Source organism: Puia sp. P3 (assembly GCF_050632245.1).
Lineage (GTDB): Bacteria > Bacteroidota > Bacteroidia > Chitinophagales > Chitinophagaceae > Puia.
Genome location: NZ_CP192583.1, coordinates 1,464,416 through 1,483,035, shown reverse-complemented (window position 1 = coordinate 1,483,035; position 18,620 = coordinate 1,464,416). Strand labels below are relative to the sequence as shown.

The 18,620-nt window shown below is 50.0% G+C and carries 21 protein-coding genes; 2 read left to right on the top strand and 19 right to left on the bottom strand.

What is annotated here, in order from left to right:
- Positions 1 to 13: 13 nt before the first annotated feature.
- Positions 14 to 1,372 (bottom strand): UDP-N-acetylmuramate--L-alanine ligase, encoded by a 1,359-nt coding sequence (locus tag ACQ86N_RS08755; RefSeq protein ID WP_431214827.1) that lies wholly within the window; start codon positions 1,370 to 1,372, stop codon positions 14 to 16.
- 516 nt (positions 1,373 to 1,888) lie between these two features.
- Here ACQ86N_RS08755 and ytxJ point away from each other — a divergent pair.
- The gene (ytxJ, locus tag ACQ86N_RS08750; protein ID WP_431214826.1) at positions 1,889 to 2,221 is read left to right on the top strand and encodes a bacillithiol system redox-active protein YtxJ; all 333 of its coding nucleotides are present in this window, start codon (positions 1,889 to 1,891) and stop codon (positions 2,219 to 2,221) included.
- Between the two features lie 506 nt (positions 2,222 to 2,727).
- Here the strand turns inward: ytxJ and ACQ86N_RS08745 are convergent.
- The gene (locus ACQ86N_RS08745; protein WP_431214825.1) at positions 2,728 to 3,141 is read right to left on the bottom strand and encodes a CAP domain-containing protein; all 414 of its coding nucleotides are present in this window, start codon (positions 3,139 to 3,141) and stop codon (positions 2,728 to 2,730) included.
- A gap of 438 nt (positions 3,142 to 3,579) precedes the next feature.
- Here ACQ86N_RS08745 and ACQ86N_RS08740 point away from each other — a divergent pair, with 438 nt between their 5' ends.
- Positions 3,580 to 4,017, top strand: coding sequence for a MauE/DoxX family redox-associated membrane protein (locus ACQ86N_RS08740; protein ID WP_431214824.1), 438 nt, complete (start codon positions 3,580 to 3,582; stop codon positions 4,015 to 4,017).
- A gap of 319 nt (positions 4,018 to 4,336) precedes the next feature.
- Here the strand turns inward: ACQ86N_RS08740 and ACQ86N_RS08735 are convergent, their stop codons facing one another.
- The 17 genes from ACQ86N_RS08735 to ACQ86N_RS08655 all read right to left on the bottom strand — a co-directional run bounded on the left by ACQ86N_RS08735 (position 4,337) and on the right by ACQ86N_RS08655 (position 18,584).
- Positions 4,337 to 5,740: a RagB/SusD family nutrient uptake outer membrane protein gene (locus ACQ86N_RS08735; RefSeq protein ID WP_431214823.1), complete on the bottom strand. Its 1,404-nt coding sequence runs from the start codon at positions 5,738 to 5,740 to the stop codon at positions 4,337 to 4,339.
- A gap of 10 nt (positions 5,741 to 5,750) precedes the next feature.
- Positions 5,751 to 6,917: a hypothetical protein gene (locus tag ACQ86N_RS08730; RefSeq protein WP_431214822.1), complete on the bottom strand. Its 1,167-nt coding sequence runs from the start codon at positions 6,915 to 6,917 to the stop codon at positions 5,751 to 5,753.
- A 255-nt stretch (positions 6,918 to 7,172) separates the two neighbouring features.
- Complete coding sequence (locus ACQ86N_RS08725) at positions 7,173 to 7,832, bottom strand: hypothetical protein (protein ID WP_431214821.1); 660 nt, start codon at positions 7,830 to 7,832, stop codon at positions 7,173 to 7,175.
- Positions 7,829 to 9,073 (bottom strand): TonB-dependent receptor plug domain-containing protein, encoded by a 1,245-nt coding sequence (locus ACQ86N_RS08720; RefSeq protein ID WP_431214820.1) that lies wholly within the window; start codon positions 9,071 to 9,073, stop codon positions 7,829 to 7,831. The genes ACQ86N_RS08725 and ACQ86N_RS08720 overlap by 4 nt, the downstream gene beginning before the upstream one ends.
- Before the next feature lie 244 nt (positions 9,074 to 9,317).
- Positions 9,318 to 9,977 carry a FecR family protein gene (locus tag ACQ86N_RS08715; protein ID WP_431214819.1) on the bottom strand — a complete coding sequence of 220 codons (660 nt, stop codon included), beginning with the start codon at positions 9,975 to 9,977 and terminating at the stop codon, positions 9,318 to 9,320.
- On the bottom strand, positions 9,916 to 10,371 hold the full coding sequence (locus ACQ86N_RS08710; RefSeq protein WP_431214818.1) for a hypothetical protein: 456 nt from the start codon (positions 10,369 to 10,371) through the stop codon (positions 9,916 to 9,918). Before ACQ86N_RS08710 ends, ACQ86N_RS08715 begins: the two co-directional genes overlap by 62 nt.
- Before the next feature lie 99 nt (positions 10,372 to 10,470).
- On the bottom strand, positions 10,471 to 11,067 hold the full coding sequence (locus ACQ86N_RS08705) for an RNA polymerase sigma factor (RefSeq protein ID WP_431214817.1): 597 nt from the start codon (positions 11,065 to 11,067) through the stop codon (positions 10,471 to 10,473).
- A 297-nt stretch (positions 11,068 to 11,364) separates the two neighbouring features.
- Positions 11,365 to 11,793 carry a hypothetical protein gene (locus ACQ86N_RS08700; RefSeq protein ID WP_431214816.1) on the bottom strand — a complete coding sequence of 143 codons (429 nt, stop codon included), beginning with the start codon at positions 11,791 to 11,793 and terminating at the stop codon, positions 11,365 to 11,367.
- Between the two features lie 138 nt (positions 11,794 to 11,931).
- Complete coding sequence (locus ACQ86N_RS08695) at positions 11,932 to 12,363, bottom strand: EamA family transporter (protein WP_431214815.1); 432 nt, start codon at positions 12,361 to 12,363, stop codon at positions 11,932 to 11,934.
- Positions 12,364 to 12,452: 89 nt separating this feature from the next.
- Positions 12,453 to 13,469: a zinc dependent phospholipase C family protein gene (locus tag ACQ86N_RS08690; protein ID WP_431214814.1), complete on the bottom strand. Its 1,017-nt coding sequence runs from the start codon at positions 13,467 to 13,469 to the stop codon at positions 12,453 to 12,455.
- 16 nt (positions 13,470 to 13,485) lie between these two features.
- On the bottom strand, positions 13,486 to 13,632 hold the full coding sequence (locus ACQ86N_RS08685; protein WP_431214813.1) for a hypothetical protein: 147 nt from the start codon (positions 13,630 to 13,632) through the stop codon (positions 13,486 to 13,488).
- Positions 13,633 to 13,657: 25 nt separating this feature from the next.
- Complete coding sequence (locus tag ACQ86N_RS08680) at positions 13,658 to 14,011, bottom strand: FG-GAP-like repeat-containing protein (RefSeq protein WP_431214812.1); 354 nt, start codon at positions 14,009 to 14,011, stop codon at positions 13,658 to 13,660.
- A complete protein-coding gene (locus ACQ86N_RS08675) occupies positions 13,933 to 14,718 on the bottom strand; it encodes an FG-GAP repeat domain-containing protein (RefSeq protein WP_431214811.1) in 786 nt (261 codons plus the stop codon). Before ACQ86N_RS08675 ends, ACQ86N_RS08680 begins: the two co-directional genes overlap by 79 nt.
- Positions 14,712 to 15,026: a hypothetical protein gene (locus ACQ86N_RS08670; protein ID WP_431214810.1), complete on the bottom strand. Its 315-nt coding sequence runs from the start codon at positions 15,024 to 15,026 to the stop codon at positions 14,712 to 14,714. The genes ACQ86N_RS08675 and ACQ86N_RS08670 overlap by 7 nt, the downstream gene beginning before the upstream one ends.
- Positions 15,027 to 15,275: a hypothetical protein gene (locus ACQ86N_RS08665; protein ID WP_431214809.1), complete on the bottom strand. Its 249-nt coding sequence runs from the start codon at positions 15,273 to 15,275 to the stop codon at positions 15,027 to 15,029.
- On the bottom strand, positions 15,236 to 16,189 hold the full coding sequence (locus ACQ86N_RS08660; protein ID WP_431214808.1) for an FG-GAP repeat domain-containing protein: 954 nt from the start codon (positions 16,187 to 16,189) through the stop codon (positions 15,236 to 15,238). Before ACQ86N_RS08660 ends, ACQ86N_RS08665 begins: the two co-directional genes overlap by 40 nt.
- Positions 16,164 to 18,584, bottom strand: coding sequence for a CRTAC1 family protein (locus ACQ86N_RS08655; protein WP_431214807.1), 2,421 nt, complete (start codon positions 18,582 to 18,584; stop codon positions 16,164 to 16,166). The genes ACQ86N_RS08660 and ACQ86N_RS08655 overlap by 26 nt, the downstream gene beginning before the upstream one ends.
- Positions 18,585 to 18,620: the final 36 nt, after the last annotated feature.

The following is an 18,620-nucleotide window of genomic DNA, read 5'->3' as shown; positions in this document are numbered from 1 at the left end:
ATATGGTCTTCTGTTATATGACCTCGGCCGACAAGGCCGTCACATCCAGCCCATCATAATTACCCGAACTCATTAAAAGCAAATTAACATTTTTGAAAGATTCACGCATCAACCAGGCCCTTAATTCTTCTCTGTCCTGGATCACCACCAACCCAGGCTTGCCAAATTCCGCCCTTACCTTCTCTACCGGCAACGGAGGCAACCGCTTCAGTTCCAACGCATGCCGCGAGTAAAAAACCACCGCATCATCCGCCGGGTCCAGCGATCCCTTGTATTCGGATAAAAACTGCTCATTCAGGCTGCTGTAGGTATGCAGTTCCAGTACCGCGATCAGCCTCCGCCCCGGGAACTGGGTCTTCACCGCCCGGATCGTTGCCTTCACCTTGGATGGCGCATGCGCAAAATCCCGGTAAATATTCACACTGTCATTGGCGGCCAGCAATTCCAGCCGTTTGGCGGCCCCTGAGAAAGAAGCCATACCCTTCAGAAATTCGGCCGTTCCAACCCCTAACTCCCTGGCAACCAGATATGCAGCATGGAGATTTAACAGGTTATGCTCGCCAAACACCTTCAGGGAGCCGGATTGACCTTCCAGTGTCACAACTGTTATGCCGTTTTCGATACGATGCTCCGGTACCCCATATCCGATCGTACGCAGAGCCTTCTTCCCTGTTTGCTCTTTTACCAGCCGTGCCAGCACCTCATCCGTTTCATTATAGATCAGCACCCCGCCCGGTTCGATCTTGTCGATAAAGATGCGGAACTGCTCGAGATAGTTGTCAAAAGTCGGAAATACATTGATATGGTCCCAGGCGATCCCCGTCAGCACCGCGATATGGGGGAACAGAAAATGGAATTTCGGCCTTTTCTCGAGCGTGCTCGCCGGATACTCATCCCCCTCACACACGATCACGGGCGCCTGAGTAATGTTCACGGACTGGGAAAAGCCCTCCAGCCTGGCGCCCACCAGATAGTCAAAATCCCTGCCTGCATCTTTTAAAACGTTCATAATCATAGCGGTAGTCGTAGTTTTCCCATGACTTCCGCCAACTACCACCCTGGTCTTGTCCCTGCTCTCCTGATAAATATATTCCGGAAAGGAATAGATGGGCAGGGCCAGCTCGCCCGCCCGCTGCAGCTCAGGATTATCCGCCTTTGCGTGCATCCCGAGGATCACCGCATCCAGTGCCGGCTCGATCTTCGCCGGGAACCACCCCATCTCGGCCGGGAGGATCCCCTCTTTCTCCAGATTGCCCTTCGCCGGCTCGAAAATCTCGTCGTCACTGCCCGTAACTATATATCCCTTGCGCTTTAGCGCGATAGCCAGCTGGTGCATCACACTACCCCCGATCGCTATAAAATGTATTTTCATGGGTCAATTTTACATAATTTTATAATTCCGGCGCGCCCCCTCTTGCGAATTCCGGATTTTTGTATTTACTTTGTGTCGGCTCCACAGTTAATCTTTCTCTATCCTTTCGAAACAGCCCCCTACTAATCTCTTCTATCCACATCCGGATCCCGTCCTTTGAATTACCTGGTTCCAATTCCCCCCTGTCCCCGGGACAGAGATTTACCAGGCAATTTATCACGCAATCTTAAATACCACAAAAAATGAGAAAGACAATTGTAATTGTAACCCTCGTATTCGCTATTGCTGCTTCTTTTGCTTCCTGCGCCTCTTCCCGCGGTGCCGGTGCTCACGGTGGCTGCAAAATGAGCCAGGGCTTTGTCGGATACGGCGGTCGCTAGTACATCCGATCCGGAACCCTAACTCTCCCCGGAACCAGTAGATATCATATTATAGAGGTTATCATCCAATTGATAACCTTTTTTATGTCCGTTGTTATAATGGGGTATGTCCAAACCACATACTATCTTTGCGCCCATGAATTGGATCAAATTAGAGTCCGAGAACCAGCTGGATGAGATCAGAACAAAATCCAGCTCCCGTCCCCAGCTGATCTTCAAACACAGTATCCGTTGCTCCACAAGCGCCCTGGTCAAGAACCGGCTTGAAAGGAATCAGGCTCCCGACTCCATCGACTTCTACTACCTCGACCTCATCAATAACCGGCCCGTCTCCAACAAGATCGCCGACACCTTCAATGTCCGCCACGAATCCCCGCAGGTACTGCTGATCCGCGACGGCAAATGCGTCTATGAAGAAAGTCATATGGGAATCTCGATGGACGAATTGATTCGCGCTTCGGAGTCCTGATCAAATATACTCCCCGCGAGGCTACCGGTCCCCTACTCTTTCTTCGGCGGAACAGGCCGCTGCCTTGCTCTTCCTTTAGCTGAGCCGGCTGATGCACGACGATCTGAGGTTTTCCCCTGAACTCCTCTATCTTTCCCGTCACACAAACCTTTTTGTCCATCAGTTTCTCCTCCGGCTTATATCCAAGAGCCTTGCGGACGTCTTCCCAGATGACGACGGTGAGCAGCTGATTGGGATAAGTCTCACCCAAATTCAGGAATGTAGGCTGATTCTTTGCGTTCTCCAGCCAACGCGCGCTGGCAACTTTGTCGCAAATGGTCACGCTGTCGCCCACATGCTTCGCGGCATCCCCGGCGGGGATCGTCCTGACCTGCGCACTCGCCACAACCCCAGCCGACAGACTCAAACCTAAAAGGAAGGAATACTTTAACATATCAGTTAATTTACATGAAGGTAAGCAGCCATCGCGAGACTCTCAACCAGGAATTTCATTTCCAGAATTTGCTTTACCAGGGCTTTTCTCCGTAAACATTTCCCGGCGGGGCATACCGACAAACCAGATAATCGGTCTGCCCATTGCTAGCCAGCGCACAACCCACCGTCTTTGTGTTCTTCCAAACGATCTGGCTGTAGTGTCCGATCATCCCCTTCCCACAGTCGGGAAACACACCATAGTGAAAAGCGCTCTTCTCATTTCCCCAAAAACCAACCATATCCGTGTAGGAGTAGGCGCCCGCCGTTCCCCACCATAAATTTTCGCCTTCCTTACCCACGATAGACCGATCATGTTGACCTTTGTCAATGTCTGCGAGGTGTTCGGCCCAGCCCAGGGCATCTTTTGCAAGATCCGGAGACCAGACGAGAGGAGGCAACTCCAGCGTCGTTCTATACGTATTATGTTGTTGCAAAATCGCAGACACGAACCCGGGATCATTATAGACAGTATTTGTACTCTGAGAGCGTCCTTTATGAGCGGAGAATATAAGAAATGAGGATAGGATGAAATAGTTGAAGCGCATGACCAAACGTTGATTAGATGATAACTATTGCCGCCATTTGAATGTTCTCTAACGATCGCCTACAGGAAATGTTGCAAACGGATTCTTAAAAAACTGAGTGGTTCGATTATTGCAATATACAGAGCAACATCTAGCATTAATTTTTTTCAGATTGGTCTTTGTAGTCTTACGATTTTTGCCGATATTTAAAATCTAATTAATAACCTGTTCCTTTTTATCCCTCTTAGCATCACTATCCGACCCGTACAATGCTCGTTTTCCTATCCGCTCATGATTACCTTTTAACAATTTGCTTAGCCAATAGCTTAGCCAAAAGCTTGTGTCTAAACCAACCGAACTATGTTTAAAAGACAGGTACTCCTTGAGTGTATCTCTGCCTTGTTGATCATGCTTTTTCTGTATGCCAGCCTCAGTAAATTTTTGGACTTCCAAACATTTACAGGCGAGATGAACAACCAGCCGCTACCCAATTCCTGGACTCCTTTCCTGGTCTGGATCATACCTTGCAGCGAGATCCTGATCTGCATCTTCGTTCTCCTCGAACGCACACGCCTATTAGGTTTTTGGATCTCATTCTCTTTCATGACCGCGTTCTCTGTTTACAGTATAATGATACTGCTCAATTTTTTTGGCCGGATACCTTGTTCCTGTGGCGGCGTCATCAAACGCCTGACCTGGAAACAACACGTCGCATTGAACCTGTTTTTCGTGGCCTTATCAATTGGAGGCATTATCCTTCAACGTAAAAAACAATTTAAACCCATAACAATCACTTAAAACAGTTCGTATGAAAAAAGATCAAATGGACGATTATGACCCTTGTTGTTTGTCTCAGCATTGGCGGCGCTCTTGCAACAACCCCGCAAGGCGATTGCCGTACGCAGCAGCAATTTTATCAGACTGGAGGCGCTTATATGCCTGCCGGCACATTTGGAGTTAACTACACCTGTGATGCGGCACTCAGCACTTGCACTTATACTACCGATGGATTTGGCAATTATTATCCCTGCCGGTCGGGTGTTTACCATTTCATCCAACTCGTAGGGAACGATAGCAAAATAAATAAAAAATAGTCCGTGTAAGTTCCACATTCCTATTAACGCGGGTTATCAGGTATTCCGCTTAGCCGTAACACGTCAGGAGGAATTGGTAAGACATAGCGTTTATCATTTGACGCCAGCGTATCTCGGACTCCCTTAATTTCCCGGAAAAGAGTTATGCTGGCGTCATCTTTATTCAGTCTGCGCAGATCGGTCCATCTCACATTACGAAATGGCATTTCCTTTCTTCTTTCTAAAAGTACAGTATCTAAAGCCCCGCCCATCGAACCAAATTTAATTCCGGTAAATTTACCCTTCTTCCATCTTAGGGCGAGTAGCGCGTTAAGATCATTTGCGGCCGCGGTCGTATCACCTGTCCTAACCTTGCATTCCGCCCTGATAAGATAGAGTTCATCGGTCGCAAGGCCTCCAAAAGGAAATATACTACCTGTATAGCTTCCATTCAGACCAAAGGTCGATCCACCCGTCGGGGCATAATAAAGGGCCAGTCGGAGATCGTTGCTATCATAGCTTCGAATCAAAGTTGAGTCAATAAAGCAACTGGGGGTGCCATAGGCCAGTATTTGTGAATTGCTATTACTATAATTGACAAAAACGGCCTGAAAAAGAATTTCTGCGTTTTGCTTGGTAAAAGGAGTTATAGCTCCTACACTAAGACCAGTGTAGTCCAGCAGGGGAAGATTCAAAGACAATGCGCTATCTGCATAAATCATTGCTGAATCATACTTACGCATGCTTTGATAGACTCTCGCCAGCATCGCCAGCGCAGCTGGACGGGACGCTCGATTAACAAAAGTCATCGAGACTCGTTGCGGCAGTAATTGCGCAGCAATACGCAGATCTCCCGTTATCTGACTATAGGTTTGCTTTACCGTACTACGCACCGACGGAGACTGAACGTCCTGGGTTAAACGCACAGGAATTCCGACGTCAGTTACTGCCGTACCCTCATCATATGCCGGAGCAAACAGCCGGGCAATATTGAAAAAGCCAAACGCCCTGGTGAATAGGGCCTGGCCTTTCAAACTATTCCAGGTAGCGGCGTTACTGTTGTCAACCTTGATTTTCTCCAGACCATCCAGCACTACGTTAGCGTAATAAACCTGCTGATAAGGGTAATTCCAGTCCTCAACGCTACCCTGGCCAACGAAAATATCCGGCTTCCATAAATAAGCGTTCTGTACCCTGCTTCCCGAAGTCTGCCACAAATCGTCACTCATGAAATAATTATCCGCAGATATATCGCCCAACGCCGGAACCTGATTCATCACCAAATCGTTATCCAACAAATTTTGAAAATCCGACAATGTACTGGGAACAATGAGTGTCGAATTGGGATTCTTACCCAAAAAATCCTGTTTATGGCAGCCTTCGAGAAGCGCTCCGGCCAGGACTAGCATGAGCCAGCCGACAAAAAAAGACCAGATCGATTTATTCATATCAAAAGCTTTAGAAGTCTGTTTTTAGTCCAATAGCCAGGGTCCTTGGATTCGGCGTCCCCGAGATATAATCAGGATCAATTCCGGCATGGTTTGCCTTCCACAGTATCCCTATGTTATTCGCATACAGATAAACCTTGACATGGGACACCGGTATTCGTTGATGCTCCGGTCGAACCAGATCATAGCTCAGCTGGATATCCTGCAAGCGAATATGATCTCCTTTCTCAGTCAGCACTGTCGAATTCTGATAAAAATTGTCCCTGGTTCGGTCCAACGAATAGATCATTGAAGGTACGTTGGTCCTATTTTCATCGCCTGGATTCTGCCATCTGCGCTCGTAGTCCGGATGTCCTTGAGACGCTCCGCTAAATACGTAGGAATAAAATATCGAGTTCCTCCGAAAGACATATTCAAATTTGTAGACAATATTCCATGACAGTCCCCATTGCCGCCACGACAGGCTATTTCTCCAACTTCCGAATCCCCTCGGCGTCAGTGGACCCATGTAGACCAGATCATTCAAATCGCCGGACCCAAGCATCGTACCATACTGCGTTGAAACCTTGCCATTAAATAACCCCTGAGGATTGCCTTTTGAATCTAACCCCATCCAGCGAAGCGCAAACAACGAATACAACGGCTTTCCAATAATTGGACTTATGGAAGTGCCTGTAATGTAATTGTATACCGGACCTATCTTCTCCTTGTAAACAGTCACCTTATCTTCGACATAGTTAAATAATAAAACACTATTCCAGAGAACTTTCCCGATGTTTACATTAGTATGCAATGTAAAATCGAGCCCATGATCCGACATATTTGCCACATTTGACCGGAATGTGGTAAGGCCGACCGTCGGGTCCAACGGACTTTCTCCTATCAGGTCCTCTCCCTTTTTTATATAGTAATCAATGCTGCCACCAAACTTGTCCTTCCGAAAAGAGAAATCCAATCCGGCATTGAAAATATTGATCTTCTCCCAACGAAGAGAAGGATTAGCAGGATTGGTGATCGTTGCGCTTCCAGATCCATAAGAATTTCCTCCCTGGTTAAAATAGGCAGTAGTAAATGCCGAGGTGCTACGGTCAATATTACCATTGACTCCATCAGTTACGCGCAGCTTCAAGAATGGCAGCCAGTCTGCATTATAGAATTTTCCCTGGACAAAAACCAAGCCCCGCCGACCGACCATAGCGGCACACCTCGTTGATTGGCTTTTACACCAAAAAGATTTGACTCATCCCATCTCGCACTGCCCGATAGCGTATATCGTCCGAAATAGGTATAATCGGCATTGACATAGTACGAAATATATCTTTCTGCTGTGTTCCCATTTAAATCAAGATAGGGTATCTTACTCGCTCCAAAACTGGGGAATTGCTGCCACGACGAATCATAGTTGACAGGAACACTACTTCCTACCCCCTTCTCATATCCATATAGCCTCGTCCGACGGCTTTCTCCCTCTATATCCCCTAATTTCGGCTCCGCCGACTGCATTAAGCGACCCATGATCAAATAGAGAGTCCTGATAACTGATCTGCAAACGGGCGTTATTCGCCGTGTAGGTATTTCGAACTTCATCCAGAATCCCGCCGTGAGGTATTGGAAAAGAGAATAGGCCGTTATTATATTGTGCATAGCTATTTATCAAATTCCGGGTAGAATAGGTCTGCAGACTTTGGTAGTTACTACTAATCGAATCCCCCCATCCATATTGATAATAAACACGTATCTCCAATCCCTTTCGAACTGCATATTTCAATCCAACATTGATCCTATAGTCCGCCAGATTCGTTGTATTGTCTGAATTTTTCAGTTCATTCAATGGTACATAGTGCCAGTCCAGCAATTGGCCGCCACCCGCAGTATCTATGTAAGAGTTTTTAAGTCCAAAATTTATCGGCAAAGGATTTCCGCTGGCATCGGCGTATCTCGCATAGGGATAAGATCCGGGAACGACTCCACTATTGTTATTATAAAATTTACTGGTCGCAAAACTTACTCCCGTAGTCACCTCCATCTTGTCCTGCAACACCAGATAAGTATTGCTACCATTTAATGTCGCCCTTTTATACAGATTTCTCACAAGGTTACTCCTGTTCTCGTCGAATCCCCCGGACAAATAATAGCTATTCTTTGCCCCCCGCCGCTTACGTTCAATGCATATTGACTATTGAGACTACGCTGATAATAATATTTACTCAAATCCCTTCTTTTATCCAGCCCCTTCAGCGCGTTGATCTGCGCCGCCGAGTCCGTCGACGACAGCGTCCCCTTATTCGCAGCATCAAATATCTCCACAGCCGGCGAAATAGCTCCATGCTGAATAGGGCTCAGCGCGCCATTATAAAACTTATTCCTAAACAGAAACTGCTGTATATCTATATAATCCGAAGACGATAATATAGGCTGATAATAAAGATCCGGCTTCGCCCCAACCGTCTGACTCGTCGTAAAACTCCATTTCGGCGCCTGATTCAGCCTCCCCTTCTTCGTCGTGATCACAATCACCCCATTCCCCGAAGTCGCTCCCCAGATCGACGCAGCAGCCGCATCCTTCAATATGGTAATACTCTCCACATCCTCCGGATTGATATTCCCGATATCCCCGTAATAGGGGAAATTGTCGATAACGATCAGCGGATTCGGGTTGGCGAATATCGTACTCCGCCCACGTATCGTGATCGAAGACTGATTCGTATTCGCCTGTATATTCTTGTTGAATAAAACACTGCTGGTCACCCCATCGATCCGGTCCATCAGACTCGTCGACACCCTCCGGCTGATCAAAGTCGTCCCCACAACATCCGATGACCCCGTGCTAGCCTTCTGCGTCTTCTCCGTATAACCGTTATGCACCACCACAACATCACTCAACTCTCCTATCCTCTCTTTGAGAACCACCACAGCATCCTCACCCTCCTTTGGCGCCAACTCCTGCATCTCATACCCCACACTGCTGAACACCAGCCGGTCATCCGCAAAATGCATATGAATACTGAACTCTCCGCTTACCCTGCTCACCGCCGCCGTCATCGGTTCACCCCTGACCAGAATCGTCACACCCTCCAGCGGCTGCTTCTTCTCATCGAATATCCACCCATGAACAGTCTGATCCCTGACCGGCCGCGCATTGATCACGATCGCCGTTCCGACGATCTCATACGTGAACGGCTGATCCCTGAAACAACTGTCCAGCACCAGCCTCAGCGGCGCCTTCCTGACAGAAATACTTATCCGATGACTGTATTGTGTGAAGTTAGATTCCCCCGCATACGTGTAGTTCGTCTGCTTGTGAATTTCGTCCAATGCCTCCCGTAAGCTCATATCCTTTTTAGTGAGGGTAATGAGAGGACTAGGCTGGCTATATGCCGGCAGGCTATTAAGTAGGCAAGCTATTAATATGGTTGAGACAGCTAGTCTTAGTATCCCCATCAAACCTCGGGTTTAAGAAATAAAGTTACAGCCTACAAATCATGAATAAACATAAAATAAATACTTATTTTATTATTTACCCGTGACCGCGGCTGTAACTGTTGGACTCGGTTCAATGGTTATGGAAAATATTATATCAAAGTGTGACTCTAACTATTTTTCCATTATCGTGAAAATGTATACCCAGACTCTTTATATGCTCTATTAATTTCAAATTACTTTCCAGACTTTCCTCTCTCTTAAATATCCCCGTTATACCCTTGTCCTCCGGAACGTTTGGATCGACCTTTATATCAACGTTATAGGCCCGCGACAACTCACGCATGACCGACCTCACGTCTTCACCGTCGAACTGAAAGAACCCATTCTTCCACGCCAGCACAACATCCGTATTTCCGACCGGAACTACTTTTATATTTCCAGTTACCCCCGGCGAAGGATAAGGTATCTCCGCCTGCTCCCCCGGTTTCAGCACAACCCGCTGCGATCCACTCTCCATCCTCACCGAACCGTCTACCAGCGTTGTCCTGCTAATCCGCTCATCTTCATACGCCTTGATGTTGAAATGCGTACCAAGAACTTCCACCGCTGCGTCCTTTATCTTCACCCGGAAAGGTTTGGCGACGTCGTTAGTCACTTCGAAAAAGCCTTCACCGGACAATTCAACAACCCTCTCTGAACCCTTGAAGTCACTCGGGAACTTCAGCGTAGAGGCAGCATTCAGCCACACCTTACTACCATCGGCAAGGATGAGCTCTTTCTGATCTCCACCCTTCGGGTTCGTATAAGTGCTCATCGCCAGCTTCTACTGCTGCCGGAATTTCCGGCACAGGCGCCTTTTTGTGTTCTTCCTTGACAAAGAGATATACACCGGCCGACAATATGACGATCACAGAAGCAGCGGCTACCCAGGTCCTCCGGCGAATAAATCTTTCCGGACTCAACCTGCGGATCAAACCCCTTTCTTCCAGGACGTCTATTCTTCGCTCTAATTTACTCGCCCAGTCAGCAGATGGTTCCGAAGCAAGAGCGGCCCACTGATCATCCATCGATTCATGTTCATCCGCTATCGCATTCAACTCGTCCATCGTCGCACCTTTCAACCACCGCAAGAAGGCCTCATATTCCCCCGGAGTGTAATCTCCTTTGATGAACTGGGCGACAAATTGCTTGGCTTCCGGTAAATTCATAAATAAGGTGTTATTATAAAGACACGCGCCGGCAAACAAAGGATACCTCGCCCGAAAAAAATTTTACTTTTTTTCCGGTCGCCACGAAAATAGCCTGATCTACAATTCAAAAAGAGAGAGAAAAACAAATAAAAGCAGGGTTATCTCCCCATGCTCCTGCAGATACTGCCGTACAAATGCAGTCGCAGCATACAGCTGCTTTTTCACACCCGCCCGGGTAATATTCAGTTCGCTGGCGATCTCATCCAGACTAAACCCGTCATCGATACTCATTTTCAATATCTTACGACGTCCAGGCGGCAACTTGTCCATCGCCTCGATGGCGATCCGGTAGTATTGCTTGAACAAAAGCTCATGCTCCAGCTCGTTAGAAACCACCTGAACTGACTCATCCAGCTGCTGCACCCGCTGCCGCACCTTCAACGCCCGGATAAAATTGAATACCACATTACGGGTCACCAGAAATAAATAGCCTTTCAGCGATTCCACCGCCGCCAGCCTCGCCCTTTTCTCCCATATCCGCACAAACACGTCCTGAGTCAGCTCGTCCTGGCTGGTCCGCGCAGGCTCAAACAAGGCCACATACTGCTGCACCCTGGAATAATACGCGGCATAGAATGCCCTGAAAGCATCCCTATCCCCCTGGGCTATCTGCAATAGCAGCTGTTTTTCGTTATGAATACCCTCAGAAGACACACCAGTAATTAGTAGGTTGGAAAATATTATACAGCGGGGGCGTCGGGCAAAAAGGATCGACAGCAGATTGATTATCAGGATTCAAGAGGGTTCTAAGGGACGACATGGTTACGATCAGGGTTCTTGTTCTTAAAAGTAACAAGTTATTCCCGTTCAGCCCTGATTTTCTGTCCATTTCAAAGATTTATTTTTCTCTATACCAGCGCGGTCCAACTATACCTCCCGACATTACACCAAAAATGCCCCTCCGGGGCATAACCCGGAGAGGCATCCATAATTTCATCTCTTCAGCAGCGCCTAGTCCAGGGGCTGGGCATCCAAAAGCACGATCTTCGCAAGGATATCACCCGTCGGAAGCGTTACCGTCCCCGTATTGTCCGCCGGGCTAAGATCGATACCTACCGTATTCAAATAATGGTAAGAGCCATAGGCCACGTTATCCACGACTTCCGGCACGGCTTCATACGTTTTGCCCCCGTCCAGTGAAATATAGACCGAAACGCCGCCATGATCCAGGATTACCTGATCCAGTTCCTTTACACTAAGCTCTACATTAATGTAGGTGGAATTGGAATTAACCTTCCAGTCACCCGCCTTGATCGTATAGATCGCTGAAAAACCCTGATTCACTACCTGGGTGATCTCCTTCTTACAGGAACCCATCCCAAATACCGAAACGCATAAAAATAGAAGAGCAATGTTTCTGACCAACACGTGTTTTCGCATAGTACTTATGTTTTAAATAGGTATAACCTTCAATCAATAATCCCCCCGCAATAATTATGCTACTTCTCCCCGCCGCGGCCCCATTCACCGTTCGCCGGCCCTCAACACAGCTCTCTCCATCCGGCTTCATCCCCCCATCTACTTCCACACCAACACCAGCATCCCCCCAAAGATCATCGCCGCCGCAATCAGCACCCTCGGCGTCAGAGGCTCCCGCAAAAAAACAAACGACAACAGTATCGTAAACAATATACTCCCCTTATCGATCACAGTCACCTCCGACACCTTCCCCAGTTGCAACGCCCTGTAATAAAAAAGCCACGAAAGCCCCGTAGCCACCGCCGACAAAACCAAAAATAGCCAGTTATTCCTCGTCAGATTCCTCCATCCCGCACCACTCCCCCTCCACAACACAATCCCCCACGTGATCACCAAAATAACCACCGTTCGTATCGCCGTCGCCAGATCCGAATTCACATCCTTCAACCCCATCTTCGCAAAGATCGCCGTAAGAGCGGCAAAGACCGCCGACAACAAAGCGTATACTAACCAATATGGAAGGCCCGCCATAAAAAAAGTTTAATCCTTAATCAAATTTTAATTCCCATCCCCGTATTTTCACCACTAACCCCTGGTTCTCCCGAGCCGCCCCACGCCCCCTACTCCACCCACTTCCGCTCAAAATCCCCCGTCGGCCTCACCATCTCCACCCTACCCTCCTTCCATCTCTTCAAATCCCTCTCCATATCCTTCTTATTCCTCTCCGTCAGCTCCATCGGATCCAACCCCGACAGATCCGGCTTCCCCGCATTCACCCACGCCGTATACCAAAATGCCGAAACTTCGGCTATTGCTCCCCGTAACTGCTTCTCCACCATTCCCCCCAGCCGCCTGTGGAACTCCCGCGCATACTCCTTCGTATGTACCACATCCCCATACTGATTCGCCACAACACGACCCGCCGAATCCAGCACATAAACCCTTTCCCGCGGCATAGACGCCGCCAACTCTTTATCCACCGCCAGCACCTTCTCCACCAGCCGGTGCGAAGAGTCGATCATCGCCCAGGTCTCCCTGCTCAGATCGTCGATATACTTCGCCTCACCCGTATAAAGATTATACCCTTCCCCAAAAGTCTCCGGCAACTGTCCCTCCCATAAAGCATGAATCCCCTTCTGCCCCGTCAGCTGACCGTCGTGATTCAAAGCCGTATGCAACGGCATATGCGCATCCCCAATATAATGCCCAAGATCCCCCGCCAGAAAAAGTATTTCGGTCTTCTTCTTCGCCCTGAACGCCTTCGTCAGCTTTTCCTCCACCTCCAGGATCGTCCACGGCAAAGTCCCCGCTTTATTCAGCATACTATCCGGATACTTCGACTTCGCCTCCCTCATCGTCGCCGGCAGCTCCGCAACATTCGACTCCGGACTGTATAACTCCAGATCGATATAATGACGCGGAAACTCCGCCCGGTCGTTAATTGTATACTTCCGCAGGTCGGGTACCACCGCCTCCTCCGTAATAAAATCGATATGATTGTAGAAAAAAGGACGCACCTCCACCGGTAGGCCCAACACGGCCGCACGGTTGATATGCTGATGCCCCCGGGGACCCCACGCAAGAGCAAGCGTGAAGCAACCAGCCACCAGGACCAGAACCATAAAATATTTTTTCATGCGCCAAAGATAGGCGTTACTCCTTCCTCCCCGTATTCCTCAAAAAAAGAAAAGGCGCCTCCCGCTTAAAGTCGACCCCCGCCTTCGTAACAGGCGCAAAAAAAGAAAAATTGCCCAGCACGATATCCACCCTTCCATCCCCGTCCAGATCTCCCACGTCCATCGTCAACCACTTCCCCCGCTGCGCTTCAGGCAAACTGTACGGCCTGAAATCCCCCCGCCCCGGTTCTCCAGATACACAAAACCCTCCTCCGGCTGATGACTGAAATCCGGAAAAAAGCGATAGCAGCCAGATCCAGATCCCCATCGCCGTCAAAATCCCTTGCTACAGCCTTATAACACCCATTGATGGGGAAAAAATACCATGGCCTAAAACTGTTATGACCGTCGTTGAGATAGATATAAACCCCATGATACGGCTTCAGGACCGGCGAAAAATCCGCATTGTCACCGCACGTATAAACTATATCCGCAAACCCATCCCCATTGAAATCCGCCAGCTCGAAATACGACGATCCATACGAAGGCGGCCACCGCAGCACAGTCCGTGAATCAAACTCCCCTCCACCCTTGTTCGTGAATAAAAAACACCCTCATCCCCCTGCGCAAACAACGCCCATATATCCGGCTTCCCATCATGATTATAGTCGTTCACGATAGCCTTTATCGCTCCCGGCGTCGCCCGCAGCACATGCCGCTCGAACCGGCCGCCTCCCTTATTCTCCAGCCACGAAAGTTCTCCTAACAGATTCCCAAACTCACAGACCAGATAGTCGATCCGGCCATCCCCATTTAGATCGACCCCCTGCGCCTGCACCGGCCTCCGAAGACCTGTCGTCAGCGGAACACTGTCCACCCGCAATGAACCACTATCACCAACGATCCGCTCCAGCTGCCCAAATTTCCCGTTATTGGGATTCAGCACACCGATATTGCAGGCCAGCCAGCTCCCATCCTGCCTCTCAAGACCAACGATCCCTCCTTCCACCTTGACGCTGTCGCGTACCTGCAGCCCCCCTGACAGCCGATATAGCTTCTGATAATGGACGTCAAAAATATCCAGGCTTCCCACAGTATCCACCTTCACCAGACTAGTAGCAGGCATTTCATACCTCATAGCAGGAACACGCGCCTCGAACAAAGGCAAACCTATCTGTATCGGATGAGACCGCACCTGCCCCGGCAAAGAATCAGGCGATACAGCCGTATAATAATCGATGATATGCTGCCATTCCTCCGGCTTCAGCAATGGCTGTGATGGATAATAGCCCGGAGGTACGTTCGCGTCCCCCGGCTCGAAGGATAGCGATCAAAGCCGTTATAAAAGATCCCCAGCCTCGGCCCCATCTGCGGTAACACACCCTTCTCCCAACTCTTCGCATTCAGCAAAGCCGGGTCCGGCAACTCATGACAGGACTGACAATACACCGCAGCCAGGCGCCTCCCTTCCAGGACCGACTCCTCCGGTACCCCGGCGTGACTCTTGTTCCTCGGCAGACGATTACAGCTAACAAACAACACAAACAAGGACAATACCCATTTTATCATAACATTCATCTAATAAACCTTTCTTTCCTTCCCCGTCCCATCCTTAACCGTCACCCCGGCGACGTCCCCGGTCAGCGCCAGAAAACGCCCCGACTGCGACATAAAGGAAGAACCATAATAACATTCCTCCTTCCTCGACGAGCCATCCTTATACCTGATCACCGCGCTCACATCCGACGGCCCCAGCGCCACCACCCGCACCGGAGTCTTCCACCTCATCACCTGCAGCGGCCCCCTGTTCTGCCCCGCAGCCAGCAAACAAGCGCCACCAGCCCCCTCAAACTAACTAACGATTTCTGATCTCCCGGCAAATACAATCCACTCTCCAATATCGACAAAGGCGAAAAACCTCCCTTCCCATCCCCCTTCAGCACAAGACCATTGAACGCATCATACCTGCCCACAGCAGGCTCTACCCCATAGTCGTTCCCGCTGAGAACGACATCCACAGCTCCATCCCCGTCTACATCCTCCGCCACCATCCCGTTGATCGAAGACAACTGCGCCTGCATCGGCAAAGGCTCGAGACTGAACCGCCCATTGCCGTCATTCCTCAGCAGGCAGCTTCTAAAATCAGTAGCCTCCACCACCAGTGCTCCCTTCCGTTCCGTCGCACCCAATACATCATCCATCGTAGCCACCGCATAAGACTTATAGTCCGGGAATTTCTTCCGCAAAGCATTTATCTGACGAAGCATATCGTCCCTCGACTCCGCCGGGTATTCCTTCAGCTTACCCTCCCGGTCCGGCAGATACAGGGAAGGGACCATATCGTATATGCCATTCTTGTCAAAATCCCCGGCATAGGCACGCACCGGATAGGACATGCTTGCTTTGTAAAAGGAATTCTCTCCCATATTCCCCACGATATAATCGATATCCCCATCTTTGTCGAAATCCCCCGCCACGATACTGTTCCACCAACCCTTGTGGTCACTCACACCCGTACCCGAAGTAACATTTTGAAATACGCCCTTCTCATTGTGAAACACCGTCACCGGCATCCATTCCCCCGCCAGCACCAGATCGGGCCAGCCGTCACCGTCATAGTCCGTCCACAATGCATCACAAACCAACCCCACCCCCACAAGCCCCGGCGCCGCCTGCGCGGTGACATCGGTGAATTTCACCACCCCGCTCTTACTGTCATTGCGCAGTATATAGCTCGTCACCGGTTTGGGATAGTGCCCCGGCTCTACCCGTCCCGAAACAAAAAGGTCCGAGGTCCCCGTCATGATCAAAATCCGCCGCCCGCACACAACACTTGCTGGTCAGGTTGACCGGCAACGCCTTCGCTTCGACCACGAAATTCCCCTTCCCGTCATTGATATACAATCTGTCCTGGTATACCGGCGCCTGCGGACTGCTCCCATAACCCCCACTGGCGATATAAAGGTCCAGGTCCCCATCCCCGTCCGCATCGAACAACAACATACCCATGTCTTCAGAAACTTTGAGACTATCCCCCGCCGCCAGCGGCCGCTGGACAAATCGGCCGTCGGACTGCTGCAGGAACAGCTGGGTCCCATGCCCCGGCGCGCCGCCCATCGCCAGATCGTCCAGTCCGTTACCATCCACGTCCCCCGCTGCCAGCGCCGGACCATACTGCGAAAACTTATGCGGCAACATCTTCTGCACCGTAAAGTCGATATAATCCTTTTGCACATGCCTGAAATGTATCCCCACCGAATCGGTCACCTCCCTGAACAACATGGCCCCGGCCACCCGGCCGCTTGCACCCGCCGCAGAAGCATCCCTGATATCCATCTTCAATACCCTGTCCACCGGGACATGCAACAACATACCCACCCTCCCACCAGGCCAAATAACCCGCACCGTATCCACCACCGTCACGGTATCCAGCCCAAAATGCGCCCCGGCCCCGATCGTAGAGAGATACCCACGCCAGGGCTCATTCTCGTACACCTGCTGACGCCCATGACCATAATGTAATTCGACACGCGCTCCGATACCGTCCCTGTTCAACGAATCCCCGTTAAACACAACTCCAAGCCAGTGAGCGCCTCCGCCATCGGCCGTGCGGGAATCATTCCGATAAACCATCGCCTCATCATTGATATTATTGATCACCACGTCCAGATCACCGTCATTGTCGAGATCCGCATAGGCAGCCCCGTTGGAATAGGCCGTTGTCGTAAATCCCCAGTCCGCCGACACATCCGAAAACCTGCAATTGCCCGAATTCCGGAACGCATACTTCCGCAGCTTCACTTCCGGTATCTGCTGTAGTAGCTCGGCCTTCGGCAACAGATTATTCGCCTTTGCCCTAAACACGGTAAAATCATGGTCGGTAACGTCCTTCGGATATCCATTCGTGACCACCAGGTCCCGGTACCCGTCATTGTCAAAATCCGCTACCATCGGCGTCCAGCTCCAGTCCGTCTCCGACATCCCCGCATACCAGCCGATCTCACTGAACGCCGGCGCTCCGATACTATCGTTCTGGCCCACCCTCGGACCCTGATTCAGCTGCAGCGTATTGCGCACATACTGGTATTGATATCCGAAATAGTCCGAGTTCTGATAGGTCAGGTAGTTGTTCCCGCCCATCATCGTCTTCTTCCGGTAATTGTCCGCCGGGTTCATGTCCAGTTCCATGATATCCATCAGGCCGTCGTTATTGATATCCTCTACGTCCTGCCCCATGGCCGTCGCGGAAGTATGCTTGAAATACTCCCTGGTCCTGTCCGTAAACGTCCCGTTCCGATTATTGATGTAAAGAATATCGTTCGACAAAAAATCATTGGAGACAAAAATATCCGGCCACCCGTCCCGATTGATATCGGTAACGGTCGCCGCATGCCCATACCCCTCCACCAGCACACCCGCCTCCCGTGAAACATCGGTAAAAACAGGATGGCTGAGCGCCGCATTCCAGTCATTCCGGTACAGCCTCCCCGTACTCGGATTCGAGCCATCCGTTCTTATCGGACGAAAGAAATTGGGATTGTCAGAACGGATATTCTCGTTCACCACAAGATACATGTCAAGATCTCCATCTTTGTCGTAGTCAAAAAAACTCGCCATCGTCGAATGACAACCCGCACCCAGTCCGTATTCCGCAGCCATCTCCCTAAAATGCGGCACCCCGTCCGCCCCATTCCCCTGGTTGATATAAAGCAGATTCATCCTCCTCGAAGAGTCGGAGTAGATCGACGAACAGACATAGATATCCGGCCAGCCGTCATTGTTGATATCCACCACCGCCACACCCTTACACCATTTCCCGGCCCCGTCCACACCAGCCGCCGCGGTTATGTCCTCGAACTTGAACCCACCCTTATTCAAATACAGCTTGTTCGCCACCAGATTGCCGGTAAAATAGACATCCGGCAAACCATCCCTGTTGAAATCTCCGATACCCACGCCGCCGCCATTGTATACATTGATCATATCCGCGGGGTTGATCGAATCGTTCTCCACGATGGTATTGTTGAAATGTATACCCGTCTCCGAAGACGGCAGGGAGACGAACAGTGGCTTTTTGCGAGTACACGCTGCCAGTACAAGAAGAGAAAAACAAGCTATCGTCAAACGCAGACGCATGGAAAGAGATTTAAGACTGAAAATAAAGAAAAAAGG